The following is a 20,681-nucleotide window of genomic DNA, read 5'->3' on the forward strand; positions in this document are numbered from 1 at the left end:
GCGCATCGCCGCGAAAATCAGACGGCCAGCACGCGGAGACAGCGGGCGAACGAGGACAATCCCGAGCTCCGAAGCGGAATGAACTGCTTCGCGAGATGCTTACAGGCGCGTTTCACCTTCAAGCACGCAGCGTGGCTCACGCAGTCGATGGGGCAGACGACGGCGTCGACCGTGGTCAACGCACGCGTCACGGCGTCGAGAGACTCTTCGAGACCGCCGTCGTGGTGGAGAAACTCACCGCCGCGGCGTTCGACGAGCGCTCGGTAGTACTGGACGAGATTGCTTCGGCCGCCAACGCAGAGGATGCGCTTGCCGTGCAACGCAGGACCAACCTGGTCCTCGTCGTCCTCGCTCATCTGCTGGAGCGGGCAGGTCACGCTCGTCGCCAGTTCGATTTCGAGCGCCTGATTCTCGGCCGTCAGCTCACGCACTTGCTCGCTGGCAGCCGCGCCCTCGCGCCGAGCCTCTTCGAGCAGCACGCGCGTTTCGGCGAGCAACGCCTCGACGGCAACGGCTCGCGAATGGGCTTCGGTGAGGCGCAACGCGAGGTCGTCGACGCGGGCTTGCAATTGGCCGGACGTCGACACCTCTTCGAGCGCAGCGATCTTCTCGAGCGCCTTCCGCGAGCGCCACTCTGCTCGTTCGAGGTCCCTCGTTCGCAACGCGAGGTCCTCCTCCAGCTTCTTGCGCTCCTTCACGACCGCGCGATGGTCTTGTTTGCTCTGGACCAGCCGCTCGTCGAGCGCCGCGTTGGCAATCTCCAGTTCGTGGATACGGCACGCATCGCCGCGCCGAGACGACCCAACGAGATGCGACAGCATGTGGACTTCGCCGAAGAGTCGCCACTGCAGTGCCTCCGAGCAGCGCGGGTGGCTCATGGCACCCCAGAACGCTCCGGCGATCTGCCCTTTCGCGCAGACTTCTTTCCAGACCGCCTCGAGCTCCGCTTCCGTGCGTGCCCGCCGAAACGGCTTTGCGGTCACGCGATGGCGCTTCTCGAGCTCCTTGTCGGCGAGCTTCGAGAGCTCGTTGGGGAAGGCCATGTAATCGACGAACCACGAGTGGACGTCGTAGGCAGACACGCTCGTGTCGAGGCGCCAGCGCGCACGACGCGCGAGGGCGTGGAGATCGGTGAGTGCCAAGCACGTGCCGACGACCGCGCAGTGCATGCGCGGGTCGACCTGCCAGATGCGCCGGCGCTCGACGATGCTCGGTCCGCCCATCTCGCAGCTCACTGGATCCACCCCCGTTCACGAGGGCGGGGGGCCCTTCGTAGCGTCGAAGCCTGCGAGGTTCGCTCGTCCGGGTCGATAAGCGCCATACCCAACGCGGCGAGCGCCATCCCGGCGACCACGAGGTAGGCGGCGTCCGAGATGCCGACGCAGAGGCGGAATATCCCGGCGACGACGAAGGCTCCCATCGCCATCAGCCCGATGCCGAGTCGCCCATCGGTGCTCGCCACAGGTGACGATGCGCGGCGCTCCGCGATCCGAGCTCCTGCAGACCTACTATTGAAAATGAAAGCCATTTTCATTAACAGCCTGACGCTGAAGACCGACCCTGTCAATGGGCATTCCCTCGCCAGCGCTGCTGCGGCCCTCGAAGGCGCGTTTCTTCGCGACCGGCGGTACGCTCGAGGCTCTTGGGGGAGGAAATGGGGACGCACGGCGTAGCTTCGGCGATGATTCGGAGGGGGATGATGCTCGCACTCTCGCCCAGCCGGATTCTGGTCGCCTGCGCCCTTGCGTGTTCAGCCACCGCGTGTGCGCCGGCACGAGAAGCCCGGACGGCGTCCGGACGCCCCTCGCCCAAGGCGACGGCATGTGCCGCGGGCGTCCCTGAGCGTGAGGTCGCCCGTGTCCGAGCGCTCCATTCGTTCGACAACGGCGACGTGGCGACCCCACTTCTCCGAGCCATCGAAGTCGAAGAAGCGCTCGGCATGCCGCTTCCCGACGACGGGTCCGAGGCCCGCAGAGCGTACGCCGTCGTTCGCGATGCACTGCGAGCCGAGGCCACGGCGCGCATCGAAGCCCTCACCGCGCTCGCGACCGCGGCGCGTCAGCCCACACGCGATGCGCAAGTCGCCGTCAGTCACCTTTTCGACAGCTGCGAAGACGTGAAGTCTCCGAACTGCGAGCGTATCGCGCAGGCGGCCGGAGGCGTCGCATGGGGTAGCGAGAAGAGCGTGAGCGCCTTCGCCGAGCCCCTCTCCACGCTTCGTGATGCCAAAGGCCGTCACGAGATTCGTGATGCCGAGACCGCGGTACGACGAGCAGCCGAAGCGCTTCGAAGCGCCCGGGCATCACAGGAGATCGCCTCCCGACCGTGGGCACACCGCGATCGCGCCCTCGAGCTCGCGGCGGCATGGCCGAACGGCTGCGCCACGGCCGATGCTCCGGCGCAGGTGTCGGATCTGTATTCCGATACCGCTCCCAATCTCCGCAAGCTCACGGTCGTCATCGAAGCGCGACCGGCCGAAGCCCTCTCTTCGCAGTTCAATTACGCCGCCAACAACACCCAGCGACGCGATCTCGCCTCGCTCTATTCGGGAATTGCCGGTGGGATGACCGGAAGCGGCATCGTTCTCGCATTTCGCAACGGCCAGACGATATCAAAGTACGTCATCACGAATCGACACGTCGTAGAGCACGCCACCAAGCTCGACATCGTTCTCGAAGGCGGCGAGCGACTCTCGAACGTCTCCATCGCTCACCTCGACGACGCGTACGATCTTGCGATTCTGGGGATTCCGGCGACGGCACGTGTCGCCGAAAAGGGTGGATTGGGGTTTTCGCCTCATCTCGCCCACGATGGAGAAGCGGTCGTCGCCACGGGCTACCCCGGCCTGATGGGGTCGCCTTCGTTCCAGACCACACGCGGGTTCGTCTCCAACGAGCGCGTGCTTCTCAAGAACGACGACGGCAACGGCCTCTTCCACGTCCAGCACTCTGCCCCGATCGATCCCGGCTCGAGCGGAGGCCCGCTCACCTCGGAAGACGGAAAGCTCCTCGGCGTGAACGCCTTCAAGATGCGTGGCCGCGACGGCGTCGCCCTTGCCGTTCCTGCCTCCGCACTCGTACGCGCGCTCGACTCGGTCCTCCATCCACGCGACGAGAAGCGCGCGCAGCGTAAGGCCTGTCTGGCGCTCGCGTCGGAGCTCGCATCACCGGAGCCGCGCACCTCGGTCATTCGCAAGATGCTCGGCACCGAGATCGTCACGGCCATCGGAATCGAGAGTTACAACCGAGCGATGTCGCGTGACCCCGCGGCCTTCGAGCGGTTCACGAGCGAGCCGCTCGAGGCCATCTCGCAAGACGTCGCCGGCCGAATCATCGACGAGGCGAGCTACGCGAACGGCATCCAGGTCTTCGAGGGATGCACGGATACCGCCGGTGCGCCCCCTTCCCTCACGTTCGGTGACGGCTCCGTGCGTAAGCTCCGATTCGCCCGCGAACACGGGCGCATCGCGCTCATGGATATCGAATTACCGGAGACGACTCCTGCTCCGGCGCCCAGCGCACCGGCCAAAGCACCGGCGATCACGAAGAACAAGAAGAAATAATCCCCGATGAACATTCGCCTCACATCGTTTGCGCTCCTCGCAAGTCTTTCCGCGGGATGCGCGGGTGCCCACACGAATGCGCCCACCCCGAAGGAGGCCTCCAGTCAGCCTGCGGGCAAGAGCGCGTCGGCCAATGCTGCGCCGTTCGCGGTCACGATCGCCAAACCGCGCAAGACGTTCCCCCTTCTTCGCCAGATGATCGCGCACCGAAAGGGATACGCGAGCATCGGCCAGCTCATCGATCTGTTCGCCGCCGACGAAGACGCCGACCTCGAGCGGCCCGTCGTGTTCACCACCACGGGCAAAGATCGGGTCTTTGCGTATTCGCTCGCCATCGTCCCCGGCCAAGAGAAAACGGCGCGCGCGCACCTCGAGAAACTCGGAATTGCCGCTGTGGCCGGTGGGAAGAGCGGCAAGTTCGTTTGCGACGTCGTTCGCGGCTCGGACGGCCCGCGAAAGGTGTGCGCCGGCAACGAAGAAACGCTGGCCACCCTTGGTCCTGGGGCGGTCAACGTACCAGCCGGCATGACCTCGGACCTCCGCTTCGAGATGGATACGACCGTCGCCGCGAAAATGCAGAAAGCACGGAAGCAGGCGGCCAAGGCGGCCGCCGGCGACACCAGCAAAGACGCAAGCGACGCATTCGTCGACACCGCCGTCGCCGACCTCGGGCGCTTCACGGCCGACGTGTCGTACGACGGTGGATTCGACGTCCGATTGGCAATGCAGGTGAAGGGCCAAAGCCCGATCTGGCATACCGTCTTCGAAGCGCCGGCCAAAGCGCCCCCCACCACGTTCGCGCTCCTCCCCGAGGATTCCGAAATTGCGCTCTTCGCTCATGCGCCGCCGCCCGGCGCAACGAAGGAACTGCGAGAGATTGCCGAGGCTGCGCTCGTCTCCGACTGTTCGGAGGGCGACGCCCGTGCCGCGCGCGAAGCCTTCGACACCATCCTCTTCACGGGCGGCAGCGTGGCCTTCGCGATTGGCTACGACCGCTCCAAGGCCGAGTCGGCAGCAAAGTCGCTCGTCGGCAAAGCCGGGTCGAATCCCGATTCCGTCGAGCGCGCGCGAATAGCACTGAGCAGTTGGGCGCTCTTCGGCTTCGAGGAACCCACCGAGCGATGGCTCGGCGCGCTCCGCAAGCTCGAGTCACTCGACTGCAACTCCAAGGGGAAGACGTCCTCCACGAAGACCCGCATCGTGAGCCCGACGAAGGCGCTCGGACTTCCCGCCGGAACCACGGAGTTCGTCGAAGTCCACACGGCCAAGAATCCGAAGGACAAGCCCAAGCCGACGACCTACATCTTCGTCGTGCCCGATGGCTCGCGTACCTGGCTTGCCATCGGAGAAGACGAGCTGGCCATCGCGGCACGCCTTCGTGCGTCGGTCGATCCGAAAGGACGCCACCTCGGAGAGCGCGTCGGGGGCGAGCTCCTTCGAACCCCCGCGACCGGCGCCGCCGTCTTCAGTGCCGAGGCGCTCGCCTGGGCAGGTCACGATCTCGACTCCACACCGTCGATCCTTCGCTCCGCCGAGCTGCTCGTCGCGGCGGCCTCCATGCCCACCGGTGGACGGACGCCGATTCCCGTGAGCTTCGTCTCTTCTCCTGACGGCAAGGGCGGTGAGCTCCGCTTGCGCTCGCGGGTCGACAGCGCAGCCGTCGGCGACGTCATCTCCTTTTTGGCTTCAGGCGACGACAGCGACGATGAGGACGACGACGACTGACGGCCCGACGCCGGCGGTCGGACCGATGGCCAGCTGTGGTCGACGTCATGACCACGACGAAGCCTCTTCACTCCTGAAAACGCGGCCGAATCGTGACCTCCGAGCGGAGCACCGGAATTGCTTTCGCTCCGCCTCGGAGGATTCATGCCCATTCGTTCGGCGTTGCTTTCTGCTACTTGCTTTGCATCGATCATCGTGTCTTTCGTCGCGTGTGGGGGTAGTGACGGCCCCTCGTCCGGAAACCTCTCGCCGTACACCAGCGAGCCGGACAAGACCGTCGTCATCGGAGACGGCAAGGGCGGCACGGCCTACGTCACGCCGGGTGGCGCGGACTGCATCCATCTCGACTCGGGCGAGTGCGTCAAACCGCAAGACAAGTGCAAGGAGGGCCAGCGGGCCGACGTCATCGTCGACTCGAAGGGCAAGGTCCTCACGGTGGTCTGCTACCCCGCATCGAGCACGCCGACGCCCGTCGACTCGCAGGGCAACGTCGACCTCGGCAAGGACAACAAGGGTGTCGTCTCCGTCGGCGGCGCCGATGGCGGCGGGGGCATTGCGGGAGACGTCTCGTCCAGCGGCAACAACGTCACGATCTACGGTCAAGGCCCCGCGGTTTCCGTGATCGGCGGCAGTGTCGACGCCGATGGCAACAACTTCGCGATGCGCGGAGTGACAGTGAAGCAGAACGTCACCATCGTCGGAAACAACGCGACGCTCGTTCTTTGCGCCATCGACGGCGACCTGCACATCGAAGGCAACAACTCCGTCGTCGCGGAGTGCGCCGTCGGTGGCTCGTTGACCATTCGGGGCAACAACTCCACGCTCGTCGGCAATCACGTTGCCAAGACGATCGACGTGGCAGGTCAAAACACGGCTTGTGACGGCAACACCGCGTGGAGCGACGCCAACGCGAATCACCTCTTCGACCCGGGTGAAGCAGGCGCGCCCATCGACTGCACCGCCAAGAAGTAGACGACGAGGGTTACCGTCGGCCGCGGCGAGACGTGCCGCGGCTGACGGTGGACTCGGGGGCGCGCAGTACACTCGCGACGAAGTCGAGGAATGCGCTCACCTTCGGCAAGAGGTGCCGGTTCTTCGGATAGAGCGCGTGAATCGGCCAAACAGCGCCGGGATGGTCGGCAAGGACTTCGACGAGCGTGCCGCGCTCGAGATGCTCGTGCGCCACGAAGTCGAAGATGCCAGCAATGCCCTTCCCGGCCAAGGCCATGGTCAGCATCAAGTCGACGTCGTTGGCATTGCACGGTCCTTGGATATCGACCACCGCAATGTCTTCGTCGGTCACGAAACGGAAGCTGAGCGGGCGCCCTTCGGAGAGATATCCGATGCAGGCGTGCTTCTGGAGATCCCGCGGCGTCTTCGGCATTCCGCGCTTGCGCAAATACGGTGGTGACGCGCAATGCACGATGCGGCTCTCGCCCAGGCGGCGCGCGACGAGCGTCGAGTCTGCGAGGGCCCCAATGCGGATCACGAGGTCGAGCCCTTCGGCAATCGGGTCGACGAGCTGATCACGAAACGTGATGTCGAGCCGAATATCCGGATAGCGGTCCAAGAAGCGCGGCAATTCGGAGGCGATTCGTTTGCGGCCGAGCGCGACGGGCGCATCGACGCGCAAGGTTCCCGACGGCTTGCCGCCGGAGCGCGCGATGGCGGCCCGCGCCTCGCCTAGCTCCTCGATGATACGCAGGCATCGATCGTAGAAGGCGCGCCCGTCGTCGGTGAGGCGCAGCGTTCGCGTGGTGCGTGCGAGGAGCTGCACGCCGAGCTCCTCCTCGAGCTGGGCCACGCGTCGACTGACGGCCGAGGGAGTGACGCCGAGACGACGCGCAGCGCTCGCGAAGCTACCCGCCGTCACCGTCGAGGTGAAGATCTCGATGCCGTCCAGCGTGCCCATCTTGATTCGTTCTCAAATAGCACGAGTCCAGTTCGAATCATGGCTCTACCGGATTTTCACGCACGAGCGAAGACTGGCCGTCGTTCGAAGCCACCACGAAAGGACAGCTCATGAAGGCCATCGTCATTGCGAATCCGGAAAAAGGTGTCGACGCCTGGCGCCCGGTCACCCTCGCCGACCCCTCCCCGGTCCCGGCCAGATCGTCGTGCGCATTCGCGCGACCTCCGTCAATTACCGCGACCTCATGGTGGTGCGAGGAACCTACGCAGGAACGCTCAAGAAGGACCTCGTTGCGCTCTCTGACGGCGCGGGCGAGGTTGCTTCCGTCGGGCCGGGCGTCACGCGCTGGAAGGTGGGCGATCGCGTTTGCCTCGCCTACTTCCCGACGTGGCAAACCGGACCGTTCGAAACGAAGACGCACGCAGAAGCGCTCGGTCAATCGTCCGTCGACGGCGTGCTTGCCGAATACGTGGCTATCGCGGAGACGGGCGTGGTGCGCATGCCCGAGCACCTGAGCTTCGAAGAAGCCGCGACGCTCCCCTGTGCGGGCGTGACCGCTTGGCATGCCGTCGCCGAATCGACGAACCGCCTCGTCGGCGGGCAGAGTCTGCTCGTGCTCGGGACGGGCGGCGTCTCGATCTTCGCCGCCCAGCTCGGCCTCGCCGCGGGGCTCCGCGTCATCGCCACCACATCGAGCGAATCGAAGGCGGCGCGGCTACGCGAGCTCGGCGTGAGCGACGTGGTGAACTACCGCGCGACGCCCGAATGGCAGCGCGAAGTTCTCCGTCTGACGGGCGGAGAGGGGGTCGACCAGATCATCGAGACCGGAGGCGCCGGAACGCTCGCTCGATCGATCGAAGCGGTCAAAGCCAGCGGCCGTATCAGCTTGATCGGCTTGCTCACCGGCAAGGACGGACGCATCGACCCGCTGCCGATTCTCCTGCGCAACATCCACCTCGAAGGCACGATCGTCGGCTCGGTCGCCATGTTCGAGCGCATGAACCGCGCCCTCGAGGTTCGGCGAATCAAGCCCGTCATCGACGAAGTCTTCGACTTCGATCGGGCAAGCTCGGCCCTCGCCAAGCTCGAATCCGGATCACACTTCGGGAAGATCGTGATCCGGATCTGAGCCGCAGGGCCGGACATCCCGGCCCCGCGCACGCTCTTCACTTGGCGTCGGGGCCGGCGTCGAAGAGTTGGTCGACCGCGCACTCCTTGCGGCAGTTGCTCTGCACGCACCCAACGATCTGGAGGCCGACCGACTGAGTCGCGCTCGACGGCGCGGTGTCCGAGGACATCGCGCAGCTCATCATGTCGCCCTTGCCACCGAGGAAGCACTGGAGCGCCTCCGACACGACTTCGCGGCAGTTGCAATCGCCGTTGCACTTCTTCAGCGTCGAGTTGCAGGAGTTCTGAAGGCACCTCATGCACTCGCCCGACGTCGTGGCGCCGTCGGCGAGGGACGCGTCAGGAATGCTGTCGAGGAAGTTTTTGCTCGTATCGCACTCGGCGCCGCTGTCGTGGCCCGCGTCGGCGTCGCCGCCGCCGTCCGTCGGCTTGGAGGTGATGGGGGTCTCGTCGCCCGCGTCCACGTTGTTGGCCGGCGGGGTGTCCTCGCTACCGCCGCACGCCACGATGGCAACGCCCGTGGTCAGGAACAGAGCCGAGACACCAAGGATCAAGAATCGCGTGCGCATAGAGGCCTCCCGCCAGGAAAAAGAGGTGTACACGACGTGCGACACGGGCGCTAGCCGGTGCGAAAAGAGACGTTCGATGAGACTTTCGTGGCGTTGAGCTCCGCACGCGCACGAGTAGCTCGAGGACCAGGAGGCCATGGTCGGCTGTCTCGAGCGGGTCTCGGCGCACCACCGATTTCGCCTGCATTCTCGAAGTGCCCGCAGGGTCGCCACACTCCCTCGCACCTTCGCCTCCCAATGGAATCCGGAGACCTGCTTTGCCGGGGCGGCGTCAGGATCTCGGTGCTAGTTTCTTCTGGTCCGGAGTCGGAGCACGACGCTCCAGTCTCTAGTCGCTGTCCTGCCGGTCGTCCCGGCCCTCGGCAAGTCGCGCAATTCGCGCAAGTTGGGGCAAACTCGGAATGCGTCGGCCTTTTTCGACCCTCCAGCGTTGGCCCTTGGTTCTTGCGCACGCGCCTGCGCAGAGACGACTGTGGCTGCGCATCGCGATCGCGGGGAGCGGCATCGCGGCTCTCGGGCTCGCACTTCTGCCCGCCGTGCCGCTGCTCGTGCGCGCGACGCTCGGGCTCGTCGGACTCGCGTCTCTCGCGTGGGTCGCAGCGTCGTTCCGCCGGCCCTCGACGCGCACCACCGAGGCCTACGTCGAGGCTGACGACGAGGGGCTCACGCGCGTCACGCAAGACGGGACGAAGAGCATCCTCCGGTGGGATGCGCCGTTCGGCGTCGCGCTCCTTGCTTCGTACGGACGTCCGACCGGGCTGCTCGCGTTCACCAGCCCCACGCAGACTCGTTACGTGCCCGCGCGCATCGATGCTCGCTCGGAGACCGACGACGAGCTCCTGTCGCGCATCGCCGTTCTCGCCGATCTCGATCTCGTCGACGGCATCGCGCACGACGCGGCGCTCAGTTCTTCGGAGGCGGCATCGCTGGTTCGCTTCGTGGGCGAGCGCGATCAAGACGCACTCGGACGCGTCTTCGCGAGCGACGGTCGACGCGCTCCAATTGCGCTCGACCGAGCAACGCTCGCCGTGGGCGATCGTTCGTTCGATCTGACGAGCCAGCTCGAATGGCGCCCACTCATGTTCCACGAGTCGACCGGGCAGGCAGCGGCCCTCTACCAAGCCACGTGGATCCGCCAGGGGGCTGCGGAGGTCGTGCTGGTCGCGCCGATGCCCGCGTCGATTGTGCCGCGTGAAGCGAACGCGCATCGCGAGGCGAACGGAAAGCTCGGCCGAGCCCTCACGCGCGACCTTCGCCTGCTCCAAGCCCCCGCCGAGTCGCCTCCGGCACGCGAAGTTCGCGTCGCCATCGACCGACCGTTCATGCTCGCCGTCCGCCGCGTGCTCGACGACGCTCCGCTCGCTGCGCGCATCGCCATCGAGCCGCCCTCCCGTCCGCCGCCCGAGCGACGCGGCTCGCTCGCTTAAGTGCAAAACCGTGCGCAAGACCGCCCACTTCACTGAGGCGGCAACTTGACGACGTCGCACCAGTACCCGAGCAAGTCGCTGAGCAGCGACTGCAGGGCGCGTAGGTTGAGCGGCTTCGTCACGACGGAGTTGGCGTGGAGATCGTAGGCTCTTCGTACGTCCGCAGGAGCATCCGAGCTGGTGAGGACCACGACGGGTATCGAGCGCAACACCGGATCCGACTTCACCTCGGCGAGTACCTGACGACCATCCTTTCTCGGCAGGTTGAGGTCCATCAAGACGAGATCGGGCCGGCGTGCACCGGCATACTCCGCTTCACGCCGAAAGAAGCGTAACGCGGCTTCACCGTCACCCGCGACGTGGAGGGTTCTGGCGAAGTTGACTCGTTCGATGGCCTTCTTGATGAGGACCACGTCACCTGGATTGTCTTCGACCAAAAGCAAGTCGCCAATCATGTCACCTCGACGGCTCGCTTCACTGGAATGGTGAAGCTGAAAGTCGACCCCTCCCCCACTTGCGACTCGACCCAGATGGAGCCCCCCATCCGCTCCACGATCCGTTTGCAGAGCGCGAGCCCGATGCCGGTGCCCGGATACTCGCCAATGGCATGCAGACGTTTGAACATCTCGAAAACGATTTCGAAGTGATCCGGCTCGATGCCGATCCCATTGTCACGAACCGAAAAGAGCCACCGCTCCTCGACGCGCTTCGCCGACACGTGAACGCGCGGCGGGCGCCCGCTGCAGAATCGAATCGCGTTCGAGAACAGATTCTGGAGGAGCTGGCGGAAGTGCGCCGGGTTCGCCATGACCACCGGCAAACCTTCGAATACGAATCGCGCCTGCGCGGCGCTCGCGGCGACCTCGAGGTCCTTCAATGCATCGTTCGCACACTGCTCGGTATCGGTTTCGACGAGCGCGCCGTCTTTGCTATCGATACGGGAATAGGCAAGGAGCGCGTTCAAGAGCTCCTGCATGCGTCGCGCGCCGTCGATGGCGAATCGGATGTACGTATCCGCCTCTTCGCTCAACTGTCCGCCATACTCCTCGGCCAGCAAGTCCATGTAGCTCGTGACCATGCGGAGCGGCTCCTGCAGGTCGTGCGAGGCGGCGTAGGCAAATTGCTCGAGGTCGGCGTTCGACCGTTTGAGCGCGCGCGTTCGCTCATCGACACGCCTCTCGAGTTGCTCGTGCGCCTCGCGGAGATGGCGCTCGCCGGCCTTGCGCTCCGAGAGATCGACGACGGAGGCCAACATCATGCGCTGGTGCTCGACCGTGAGAGGCGTGAGGCCGATCTCGACGGGAACCTCGGTGCCGTCCTTGCGCACCGCAAAGAGGTCGCGTCCGCGGCCCATCGAGCGCGCCTCCGGCGACTTCAAGAAACCACCTCGGAACGAACGATGCGAGCTTGCGAACCGTGGGACGAGCGCGTCGACGGTCAGCGCCAGCATCTCGGAACGCGTGTACGCGAGGAGACGTTCCATTTCGCGATTGACCATCTGGATGCGCCCGCTCTCGTCGACGAGCAGCATCCCTGCGTGCGAAGCGTCGACGGCCAGCCGGAAGCGCTCCTCGAGGTGTTCCGCATAGCTCACGTCGCGCAAGAGCGAGGTGACAGAGACGACTTCACCGGCCTCGCTGCGCACCGGGGTCGAGGTCTGCAGGACGTCGAAGACCTTCCCGGCGCGGTTGACGCGCTGGGTTTTCAGCCGCTCGATCGCGCCTCCCTGCATCACGTCTCGCCGCGCGAAGACGGCTCCCTCCCGCCGGTGTTCGGGGACGAGGAGCACGCAGGCGTCCTGGCCGAGAATCTCGGCAGCGCAGTATCCGAACATCCGCTCGGCGCCGAGGCTGAAGAAGCGCACTGTGCCGTCGAGCCCTTCGTCGATGATGGCGTCGTCCGAACAACCGATGCTCGCGGAGAGCTGAGCGATGACTTGCTTGCGACGAGCGAGATCGCCCTTCAGCAGATGCACGTGCTCTTCGAGCTCATCGATCCGCGCGCGCATCTTCCGCGTGGCGGAGTCACCTTCACCATCGAAGCTGCCGGCCTCGTTCGCTTGAGCGGTCACGACGTCCCCCGAGCTCGATCTTACTTCGACGTTCCATCCGCGCCTGCATCGCTTTCGAGGATCCGACGAACTTCTTCTCGGCCCTCCTCGGTGAGCGCACGCGGCGGATCGGCACTCGGTCGCGCGAACAGATATCCCTGCACGATGTCGCATCGCTCGCGTCGCATGCACGCGAGCTGCTGCACCGTCTCCACGCCCTCGGCAACGACCTCGAGGCCCAACCGATGGCCGAGATCGATGATGGCTCCTGCGACCGCCTTTCCCTCCCTCGTCGCGCAGGCCTCGACGAACGACCGATCCACCTTGAGCACGTGGACACTGAACTTGCGCAAGTAGGCGAGCGATGAATACCCCGTTCCGAAGTCGTCGATCGCAATGCGCACGCCGAGCGATTTCAGAGCGGAGAGCGTCCGTGTCGTTTCGAGTGTGTCGCGCATGAGAAGCGACTCGGTGATCTCCAATTCGAGGGCGCTCGGAGGAAGGCCGACTTCATCGAGCACGTCGCCGATGACGCGCACCAGCGCATGTCCTTCTTTGAATTGCCTCGCCGACAGATTCACGGCGACACGAAGGTCCGTGCCGCTCATGGCGCGCCATTCACGCAGACGAGCGCAGGCATCGCGAATCGCCCACGCACCGACGGGGCCGATGAGGCCCGTCTCTTCGAGGACGGTGATGAAGTCGCTCGGAGCGGCGAGGCTCCCGTCCGGACGTCGCCAACGAAGAAGCGCCTCGACGCCGATCAGACGCCCCGTACGCAAGTCGACTTGAGGCTGGTAGTGCAGGTGGAACGCGCGCGTCTCGAGACCGCGCCGGAGGCTCGCGGCGACGAGCGGTCGTTGCGTTTCGGGCGCCGGCTCCTCGCCGTCGTACACGTAATAGGTATTCCCACCGCCTTCCTTCGCGCGATACATGGCGAGGTCGGCGGCCTTGAGCAGCTGTTCGACGCTGGTCCCGGGTGTGCTGCACTGCGCGACTCCGAGACTGCCGACGATGGCGACTTCGGCGTCACGGAGCGCGATCGGCTCGGCGAGCGCTTCGACGAGTCGCGAAGCGACCCTCAACGACGCGCGCAGGTCGGTGACGTCTTCGAGGAGGATGGCGAATTCGTCTCCGCCGAGCCGCGCGACGGTGTCGCATTGGCGAACGCACGCGAGCATGCGCTGGCTGACCTGCCTCAGGAGCTCGTCGCCCGCGTCGTGCCCGAGACCGTCGTTCACGGCTTTGAAGTGATCGAGGTCCAGAAGCATGAGCTGACCACCGGACCGGGCGAGCCTCGAAACCGCGTGCTCGATCTTGTCCCAGATGCAGGCGCGGTTCGCGAGGCCGGTCAACGTGTCGATGTGCGCGAGCTGCACGAGACGCTGCTCGGTTCTCTTCCGCTCGATCGCATAGCGGACGGCGCGTTCGAGATCGTACCGATTGAGGCGCTGCTTCAGCAGGTAGTCCTGCGCGCCGAGTTTGACGGCTTCGACGGCAATCGCTTCGTCGCCGCTTCCACTCAAGACGATGAGCGGAACACTCGGAGCGGCGGCGGCAAGACCGCGAACGGCTTCGAGCCCGGTCGCATCCGGCAGCCAGAGATCCGTGATGACGACGAAGAACTTGCCTTGGCGCAAGGCTTCGATGGCCTCTCGCAGGTAGGCCACGCGCGTGACCGGATGCGTACCGAGAAGAGATCGCGAGAGATGTTTCTGAACGAGCGTCGCGTCGCCTGGATTGTCTTCGAGGAGAAGAATTGCGGCGGAACCGTCGATGGCAACGTCTTGTGGGCCCGAGGCCACAGAGGGGCGCGAAGGACGTACGGTCGGCACGTCGAGTGCTTTGCCGATCGCAGCCGACATCGCTTCTTTCCGCCAAGGTCTCGCGACGACGGATGCGATCGCATGTTCGCGTCGAACGTTCGCCGATCTCGGCGGCGATTCGTTCGTGACGGAGAAGGCCGTCGAAGGATAGGGCGAAACGTGTTTCTTCATGCGGTGTGGTGCCGGACGCAGAATGCGAACGTCGAACGGCAGATTGCCTGGACGCGGACGCGTCTTTTACCCAAGACGTGTTCCGACGCGGATGGGAGACCATCGAAGTTCGAATGTGCTTCCGCGAGGAACGACGGATTCACGCATCGAAGCTTCGCGCGTCCCCCATCACGGGACGGCAAGGCGCCATTCGATCGAAGCAACGCTTGTACCGATACGATCCCGGCACATTTGATCCCGAACGCACGTTCGCTCGAATGGCCTCGAACCGTCCGGAATCCAGAATCTGGATACGAGCCATGGACGGCACGCGAGGTCGCGGTGCATCCACTGCGACCCAACCTCGCGATCCCTCGTCCTCGAGTCGGCATCGAAGCGCTGCGGCTCCGATGTCGGTCACGCGCATCGCAAGATTCGTGCGCCGCGGCCGGACGAGAGGCGGTCAGGTTTCTTCGGACATTCGAAGGAACAGCGACGTCCAGTCGATCGTGCCGTATCCCTCGCCGAAACGGACAATCACCATGTCCTTCGAGGGAATCACGAAGATGTATTGGCCGCGAAAGCCCTTTGCGAAATAGGCACGACCATCGAGGGTCAAGAACCACTGGTACTTGGCGCGACGCACCCAGCCGTCCGTCGTGTGCACGGTGCCGGCGATCGGATCCGGCGAGACCGCTTCACGCACCCAGGCCTCCGGCAGCACCGACCGACCTTGGAACGTGCCGCCGTGGAGGAACAGGAGGCCGAAGCGCGCGTGGTCGCGCAGTGTCGCGTTGAAGCCACCGAAGAACTTCTCGACGCCGCTCGATGGGCTGTCCAATGACCAGCTCGCCGCATGCTGCGCGCCGAGCGGGCCCCAGACGCGCCGCTGGAAGTAGTGCGAGACGGTCGCACCGCGGAGCTGGCGGTGAATCACGTCCCAGAGAATCTGCGTGCTGATGCTGCCATAGAGATAGTGGCTGCCCGGCTCCCACTTCACGTCGTAGTCGTACGTGCGCGAAGGGAGGTCGTGCGAGTAGTAGAGATACGCGGCAGCGGCCGACTCCTCGCCGAAGTCGAGGCCCGACGTCATCCGGAGCAGATGCTCGATCTTGATGCGGTCGTAGCCCTTCTTCTGCCGCGTCTCGGGTGCGTACGCGACGAGAGGATCGTCGACCGAGGCGATGATGCCGTCCTGGATCGCGCACCCCACGAGGAGCGCCGCTACGGTCTTGCTCATCGAGAACGACGGCAGCTCGGTGTTCGCATTCACGTCGCCGAAGTAGCGCTCGTAGACCACGCGATCGTTCTTGAGGACCAGGAACGCGCGCGTCTCGTTCTTCGCGAGGAGATCTTCGAGGTTCGCGTACTTCTCGAGCTCCGCCCGCTCGAGAGCGAAGGTAAACTCGCTGTCGGCATTCTTCAGCGGCTCGGGGGCCGGCGACGCGGGGACCTCTCGGCTTTCGAAGTAGCTTGGCGCCGAGAGCGACGGCATGTTGTAGTAAAAGACGCGCGCGTACAGGCATCCGGTGTTCGCCAGGCCGCAGAACGCTACGATCAGAAACGAGAGCAGCCGAAGGCTTATGGGCGGCGCGCTCGACGTGACGCGCGTGACCGACACGGTCGACGTGCTCAACGAGCTCGGCACGGTCGACATGATCGACATGCTCGACGTTTTTGGCGGGGCTGACCAAGCCATGGGGCGCGTGTTCGAGATTTGCGCCCCGCAGGCAACCACCTTCGGGCCGTCTTCGGGGCCACCTTAGCATCAGTCCCACGTCGCCGATCGGGTCGTCTCGAACGTCAACCCGTCAGGCGCTTCGTCCGCAGGAGCCGAACGTCGCGATCCAATCCGCGATGTCGAAGAACGCGCCCACGCTCAGGCTTGGCGATCGCGTCACGGATTGCCGCGCCCACGCGGAGCATCCACGCGAGCTCGGCATCGTTCCTCGGCCACGCTCCACGGCGGCCAATGCAGGTGGTGCTCGAGCTCGCGCCGCCGTTTCCTTCACTTCTTCTGGATGAAGGCCAGAAGGTCCGCGTTGAACTGGTCGGGAATCGTCTGGGCAAGACCGTGCGGTTGGCCGGGATACACCTTGAGGGTGGCATCCTTGATCAGTTTCGCCGACTTCAAAGCGGCTGCACCGATGGGGACGATCTGGTCGGCGTCGCCCGCCGCGACGAGCGCGGGGATGTCGAAGTGCTTCAGGTCCTCGGTGAAGTCGGTCTCCGAGAACTGCTTGATGCAATCGTACGAAGCCTTGATGCTCGACATCATGCCTTGGAGCCAGAACGAGTCGCGGATACCTTGCGAGATCTTGGCGCCTGGTTTGTTGAACCCATAAAACGGCATGCTGAGGTCCTCGAAGAACTGCGAGCGGTCACCCGCGACGCCCTTGCGAAGACCATCGAACACCTCGAGCGCCGTTCCCTCGGGGTTCGTGGAGCTCTTCAACATGATGGGCGGAACGGCGCCGAGGAGCACCGCCTTCGAGAGCCGCTTCGTACCGTGACGACCGATGTAACGCGCGACCTCGCCGCCCCCCGTCGAGTGACCAACGAGAATGGCATTCTTGAGATCGAGCTTGTCCATGACCGCGGCCAGATCGTCGGCATACGTATCCATATCGTTGCCGAGCCAGGTCTGGTCGGAATGGCCATGGCCGCGCCGATCGTGGGCAATGACGCGGTAGCCTTTCTGCCCGAAGAAGAGGAGCTGCGCCTCCCACGCGTCTCCCATGAGGGGCCAGCCGTGAGAGAAGACGATCGGCTGCCCTTCGCCCCAATCACGGTAATAGATGTTCGTACCGTCTTTGGTCTGGACCGTACTCATCGTTCGGCTCTCCTTTCCGGGTTCGCCCTGACCGAACGCAAAGTCCGTGCGTCCTGACGAGCGCCGCCGCGACGAACTCGGTCCTCCGAAACGAAAGCGAGGCCGAACACGTCTCGTGACGCGCTCGACCTCGTCGCGACGTGAACGCCGACTTCAGGACAGCTGCCCGTTCGAACCGCCCGCGCCGTTTCCGCCGCGATGACGCTCGGTGAGCCCTTCCGGTTGTTCGACGTCGAGCTCCTCGCGAAGCGTCTCGGTCGTGGCGATGCGGTCCTCTTGCAGCGCCGCGCGATTCACGCGGACCTCCTCGCGCATGACCGGATATTTGCGAATCTCGATCTCTTCCTCGTAAAGCGGAATGACCTGCGTGTCCTCGCTGAAGGTGCGCTCTCGGCTCTCCTTCCAGGCGCCGTCCTGAGCACCGATCTCTTCGACGTCGAGCTCCTCCTTGCGAAGGTCGGCCGTCGCCGTGCGGTCCTCCTGGAACGAGGCCTTCCTCAGGCGAACCCCCTCGCGAATCACGGGGAACTTGTGAATCTCGACTTCTTCGTCGTGGAGCGGAATGACCTGCGTGCTCTCCACGAACATAGCATCGGAGTATTCCATGGCATTGCGATCGATCGCGGGCACGCGCTCGACGCGAACCTCCTCGTGCATCACCGGAACGGTGATCTGCTTCTGCGTCGTCACGATCCGCTTGTGGATGCGCACCTCCCCGAGCGGGCGCGTGTACTTCTCGGCGGTCACTTCTTCTTCGCAGAGGGGCACGCGAATCTCGTCGAAGTCCGACGTGGTCACCTTCATCGGTTCGCGTATCGGCTGAGTGTACTGAATGCGTTCGACCATCACCTCCTCGTGCATGACAGGAACGGTGATCTCCTTCTGGGTCGTCACGACCCTTTTCTTGAGCCGTACTTCTCCATGGTCGTGCAGATGTTTTTCGGCAGAGAGCTCCTCTTCGTAGAGATCGAGATTCTCGTCCAACCCCTGCATCGGCTTCTCGTTACGAAAGGATTGAGTGCTCATCGATTGACTCCTGTGTGAGGACGCGTCCCTCTGCCGGGGCAGTCGCGCACGGCAAGCCGGCCGTCGTTCGCCTCAGGCAGGGCGTGCCTCGGCGACGCTGCATCGCACGTGCCGGTCGGGATACGTTGCACGCGGCTGCTCTCGAGAAACGAAGGGAGCTCACGTCATCGCGGACACGGAGGCCCCACGTGCGCGCCCCACGTGCGCGCATTGCCTCGGTAGCGACGACGAGGCGCAAGCCGGCCCGACGCGCGAGCCAGGCCCTGAGCCCCTCGAAAACGCCCGCGGCGGAGCTCGAATCGGTCCGGATCCAAGCGAATTCCAGGGGATCCCGTCCAATTCGACCGAGCGTCGTGCTAAACCCCGGTCCCCCATGGGACGCTTCTACGTCACGACTCCGATCTACTACGTGAACGACGTGCCTCATCTCGGCACCGCGTACACCACGATCGTCGCGGACGCGCTCCGCCGCTTCCACCAGCTCACGGGCGACGAGACCTTCATGCTCACCGGCACGGACGAGCACGGCCTCAAGATCGAACGTCAGGCGAAGGAAGCAGGACTCGACCCCAAGGCCTTCACCGACAAGATCAGCGAGCGGTTCCGCGAGGCGTGGCCGAAGCTCGAGGTCGTCGCCGACCGCTTCATCCGCACGACCGATCCCGATCACGAGGCGTGGGTCGCCGAGCTCTGGAAGACGATCGAAGCGAAGGGCGACCTTTACCTCGACACCTACGAGGACTGGTACTGCGTCGGTTGCGAGTCCTTCAAGACGGAGAAGGAACTCGAGCAACCCGGCAACCTCTGCCCGATCCACAAGAAGCCCGTCGAGCGCGTGAAGGAGGAGACGTACTTCTTCAAGCTCTCGAAGTGGGAAAAGCCCCTGCTCGATTTCTACGCGCGCCATCCCGACTTCATCCAGCCCGAGTCGCGCAAGAACGAGGTCATCTCGTTCGTGCAGAGCGGACTCAAGGATCTGTCGGTTTCGCGCACGAGCTTCTCGTGGGGCATCCCCGTCCCGGGCAACCCGAAGCACGTCATGTACGTCTGGTTCGACGCGCTCGCGAACTACCGCAGCGCCCTCGGCGACGGCGACAAGGCGAATTTCTGGGCGCCGAACGCGAAGGTCGTCCACCTCGTCGGCAAAGACATCCTCCGCTTCCACGCCATCTTCTGGCCCGCGTTCCTGCTCAGTGCAGGATACAAGGAAGAGGAGATCCCCGACGTCGTCTTCGCGCACGGCTTCTTGACCATCGACGGTCACAAGATGTCGAAGTCGCTCCGCAACGCGGTCGACCCGCTCAAGATCGCCGCCGAGCTCGGGCCCGACGTTCTTCGCTATCACCTGCTCCGCGCCATTGCGTTCGGGCAAGACGGCGACTTCGATCACGCCGCGCTCATCGAGCGTTACAACGCCGACCTCGGCAAGAACCTCGGCAACCTGCTGTCGCGCGTCCTCGGTCTCTGCACCAAGCTCATGGAGGGCAAGGTGCCGACGCTCGGGAAGTTCACGCCCCTCGAAGACGAGTTCTTCGCGCTCGCGAAGAACGAGCTCGCGACGGCGCGCCAGGCATGGCTCGATCTCGAGCCGCATCGCGCGCTCGAGGCGACGTTCGCCCTCAGCTCGGCAGCCAACACGTACGTCGATCGCGCGGCTCCTTGGGCCAGCGTGAAGACGGATCCGGCGCACACCGGCACGCAGCTCGCCGTTCTCCTCGAGGCGCTCGCGGCACTGTCGGCCGCGATCTGGCCGGCGATGCCGAAGAAGAGCGACGCGATGCGCGCGCAGCTCGGTCTGCCGCCGATCGCCCCGGCCGAAGGCAAAGACGTCTTCCCGAGCGAGCTCGGAGGAGCCCTCCAGGCCGGCAAGCCGCTCGCGCCCTCGGGTGCGCTCTTCCAGACGTTCGACAAGGACGGAACGAAGGCAGTTCTCGAGCGCCTCGTCCCGAAGGTCGAAGAGGCCGCCGCCGAAGCCGCCGCACCGGCGAACAAGGCCGAGAAGCCCGGCGCGGCACCTGCGGCGCAGGCGGGCGAGGCCGAGAGCGCGACCATCACGTACGAGGACTTCGCGAAGGTCGACCTCCGTGTCGGACTCGTGAAGACATGTGAGAAGGTCCCGAAGAAGGACAAGCTTCTCCGGCTCACCGTCGATCTCGGAGAAGAGACGCCGCGCACCATCGTGGCGGGGCTCGCTCTCTCCTTCCAACCCGACCAGCTCGTCGGACGGAAGGTGATCGTGGTCAGCAACCTCGCTCCCCGCGACTTCGGCTCGGCCGACTTCGGCAAGGGCAAGGAGAAGCTGGTGTCGCACGGTATGCTCCTGGCAAGCGGTCCGTCCGAAGACCTTCGCCTGGCCACCGTCGAAGGCGACGCTGCACCGGGAGTGCGGCTGAAGTAAAAGTCGCTATTCTCGGATCGAATGGCAGAAAAGGACGGGGGGACACCCCAACGCTCGACATACCGGATCTGGTGG

The 20,681-nt window shown here is 64.9% G+C and carries 17 protein-coding genes; 7 read left to right on the forward strand and 10 right to left on the reverse strand.

The window, feature by feature from the left end; genetic code table 11:
* Positions 1 to 17: 17 nt before the first annotated feature.
* Positions 18 to 1,235, reverse strand: coding sequence for a DUF2325 domain-containing protein (locus AKJ09_RS04905; RefSeq protein ID WP_146646018.1), 1,218 nt, complete (start codon positions 1,233 to 1,235; stop codon positions 18 to 20).
* The gene (locus AKJ09_RS04910) at positions 1,232 to 1,567 is read right to left on the reverse strand and encodes a hypothetical protein (protein ID WP_146646019.1); all 336 of its coding nucleotides are present in this window, start codon (positions 1,565 to 1,567) and stop codon (positions 1,232 to 1,234) included. The genes AKJ09_RS04905 and AKJ09_RS04910 overlap by 4 nt, the downstream gene beginning before the upstream one ends.
* A gap of 324 nt (positions 1,568 to 1,891) precedes the next feature.
* Between AKJ09_RS04910 and AKJ09_RS04915 the strand changes: the two genes are divergently transcribed.
* From AKJ09_RS04915 to AKJ09_RS04925, 3 genes are all read left to right on the forward strand, one after another.
* On the forward strand, positions 1,892 to 3,562 hold the full coding sequence (locus tag AKJ09_RS04915; protein ID WP_169927263.1) for a S1 family peptidase: 1,671 nt from the start codon (positions 1,892 to 1,894) through the stop codon (positions 3,560 to 3,562).
* A gap of 6 nt (positions 3,563 to 3,568) precedes the next feature.
* Positions 3,569 to 5,287, forward strand: coding sequence for a hypothetical protein (locus AKJ09_RS04920; RefSeq protein ID WP_146646021.1), 1,719 nt, complete (start codon positions 3,569 to 3,571; stop codon positions 5,285 to 5,287).
* Between the two features lie 195 nt (positions 5,288 to 5,482).
* Positions 5,483 to 6,259, forward strand: coding sequence for a hypothetical protein (locus tag AKJ09_RS04925; RefSeq protein ID WP_146646022.1), 777 nt, complete (start codon positions 5,483 to 5,485; stop codon positions 6,257 to 6,259).
* Between the two features lie 10 nt (positions 6,260 to 6,269).
* On the opposite strand, the gene AKJ09_RS04930 is transcribed toward AKJ09_RS04925, so the two are convergent.
* The gene (locus AKJ09_RS04930) at positions 6,270 to 7,199 is read right to left on the reverse strand and encodes a LysR family transcriptional regulator (protein WP_146646023.1); all 930 of its coding nucleotides are present in this window, start codon (positions 7,197 to 7,199) and stop codon (positions 6,270 to 6,272) included.
* A 205-nt stretch (positions 7,200 to 7,404) separates the two neighbouring features.
* Here AKJ09_RS04930 and AKJ09_RS04935 point away from each other — a divergent pair, with 205 nt between their 5' ends.
* Complete coding sequence (locus AKJ09_RS04935; protein WP_240488391.1) at positions 7,405 to 8,328, forward strand: zinc-dependent alcohol dehydrogenase family protein; 924 nt, start codon at positions 7,405 to 7,407, stop codon at positions 8,326 to 8,328.
* Positions 8,329 to 8,365: 37 nt separating this feature from the next.
* Here AKJ09_RS04935 and AKJ09_RS04940 read toward each other — a convergent pair whose 3' ends face one another.
* Entirely contained in the window at positions 8,366 to 8,896 is a 531-nt protein-coding gene (locus tag AKJ09_RS04940) for a hypothetical protein (protein WP_146646024.1), read from the reverse strand.
* Between the two features lie 437 nt (positions 8,897 to 9,333).
* Between AKJ09_RS04940 and AKJ09_RS04945 the strand changes: the two genes are divergently transcribed.
* Positions 9,334 to 10,323, forward strand: a complete 990-nt coding sequence (locus AKJ09_RS04945) for a hypothetical protein (protein WP_146646025.1) — start codon at positions 9,334 to 9,336, stop codon at positions 10,321 to 10,323.
* Between the two features lie 29 nt (positions 10,324 to 10,352).
* Here AKJ09_RS04945 and AKJ09_RS04950 read toward each other — a convergent pair whose 3' ends face one another.
* From AKJ09_RS04950 to AKJ09_RS04965, 4 genes are all read right to left on the reverse strand, one after another.
* Positions 10,353 to 10,778, reverse strand: coding sequence for a response regulator (locus AKJ09_RS04950; protein WP_146646026.1), 426 nt, complete (start codon positions 10,776 to 10,778; stop codon positions 10,353 to 10,355).
* Positions 10,775 to 12,331, reverse strand: coding sequence for a sensor histidine kinase (locus AKJ09_RS04955; RefSeq protein ID WP_240488932.1), 1,557 nt, complete (start codon positions 12,329 to 12,331; stop codon positions 10,775 to 10,777). Before AKJ09_RS04955 ends, AKJ09_RS04950 begins: the two co-directional genes overlap by 4 nt.
* An 83-nt stretch (positions 12,332 to 12,414) precedes the next feature.
* Positions 12,415 to 14,238 (reverse strand): putative bifunctional diguanylate cyclase/phosphodiesterase, encoded by a 1,824-nt coding sequence (locus tag AKJ09_RS54675; RefSeq protein WP_240488392.1) that lies wholly within the window; start codon positions 14,236 to 14,238, stop codon positions 12,415 to 12,417.
* Between the two features lie 574 nt (positions 14,239 to 14,812).
* The gene (locus AKJ09_RS04965; protein WP_169927264.1) at positions 14,813 to 15,970 is read right to left on the reverse strand and encodes a serine hydrolase domain-containing protein; all 1,158 of its coding nucleotides are present in this window, start codon (positions 15,968 to 15,970) and stop codon (positions 14,813 to 14,815) included.
* Here AKJ09_RS04965 and AKJ09_RS52675 point away from each other — a divergent pair.
* Positions 15,960 to 16,115 (forward strand): hypothetical protein, encoded by a 156-nt coding sequence (locus tag AKJ09_RS52675; RefSeq protein WP_169927265.1) that lies wholly within the window; start codon positions 15,960 to 15,962, stop codon positions 16,113 to 16,115. The two genes, AKJ09_RS04965 and AKJ09_RS52675, sit on opposite strands and share 11 nt — an antisense overlap.
* 242 nt (positions 16,116 to 16,357) lie before the next feature.
* Here AKJ09_RS52675 and AKJ09_RS04970 read toward each other — a convergent pair whose 3' ends face one another.
* Both AKJ09_RS04970 and AKJ09_RS04975 read right to left on the reverse strand, forming a co-directional pair.
* Positions 16,358 to 17,182, reverse strand: coding sequence for an alpha/beta fold hydrolase (locus tag AKJ09_RS04970; protein WP_146646030.1), 825 nt, complete (start codon positions 17,180 to 17,182; stop codon positions 16,358 to 16,360).
* Positions 17,183 to 17,335: 153 nt separating this feature from the next.
* A complete protein-coding gene (locus AKJ09_RS04975) occupies positions 17,336 to 18,208 on the reverse strand; it encodes a DUF2382 domain-containing protein (protein WP_146646031.1) in 873 nt (290 codons plus the stop codon).
* A 373-nt stretch (positions 18,209 to 18,581) separates the two neighbouring features.
* Here AKJ09_RS04975 and metG point away from each other — a divergent pair, with 373 nt between their 5' ends.
* Positions 18,582 to 20,606: a methionine--tRNA ligase gene (gene metG, locus AKJ09_RS04980; protein WP_146646032.1), complete on the forward strand. Its 2,025-nt coding sequence runs from the start codon at positions 18,582 to 18,584 to the stop codon at positions 20,604 to 20,606.
* The last annotated feature ends 75 nt before the right edge of the window (positions 20,607 to 20,681 follow it).

The sequence above is a fragment of the Labilithrix luteola genome, from assembly GCF_001263205.1.
Taxonomy (GTDB): Bacteria; Myxococcota_A; Polyangia; order Polyangiales; family Polyangiaceae; genus Labilithrix; species Labilithrix luteola.

What these genes read in the sequence shown, in the direction of transcription:
- AKJ09_RS04920 (WP_146646021.1), top strand. Translation starts at nt 3,569, where the DNA reads ATGAACATTCGCCTCACATCGTTTGCGCTCCTCGCAAGTCTTTCCGCG.
- AKJ09_RS04930 (WP_146646023.1), bottom strand. Translation starts at nt 7,199, where the DNA reads ATGGGCACGCTGGACGGCATCGAGATCTTCACCTCGACGGTGACGGCG.
- AKJ09_RS04940 (WP_146646024.1), bottom strand. Translation starts at nt 8,896, where the DNA reads ATGCGCACGCGATTCTTGATCCTTGGTGTCTCGGCTCTGTTCCTGACC.
- AKJ09_RS04950 (WP_146646026.1), bottom strand. Translation starts at nt 10,778, where the DNA reads ATGATTGGCGACTTGCTTTTGGTCGAAGACAATCCAGGTGACGTGGTC.
- AKJ09_RS04955 (WP_240488932.1), bottom strand. Translation starts at nt 12,331, where the DNA reads ATGCGCGCGCGGATCGATGAGCTCGAAGAGCACGTGCATCTGCTGAAG.
- AKJ09_RS54675 (WP_240488392.1), bottom strand. Translation starts at nt 14,238, where the DNA reads ATGTCGGCTGCGATCGGCAAAGCACTCGACGTGCCGACCGTACGTCCT.
- AKJ09_RS04970 (WP_146646030.1), bottom strand. Translation starts at nt 17,182, where the DNA reads ATGAGTACGGTCCAGACCAAAGACGGTACGAACATCTATTACCGTGAT.
- AKJ09_RS04975 (WP_146646031.1), bottom strand. Translation starts at nt 18,208, where the DNA reads ATGAGCACTCAATCCTTTCGTAACGAGAAGCCGATGCAGGGGTTGGAC.
- metG (WP_146646032.1), top strand. Translation starts at nt 18,582, where the DNA reads ATGGGACGCTTCTACGTCACGACTCCGATCTACTACGTGAACGACGTG.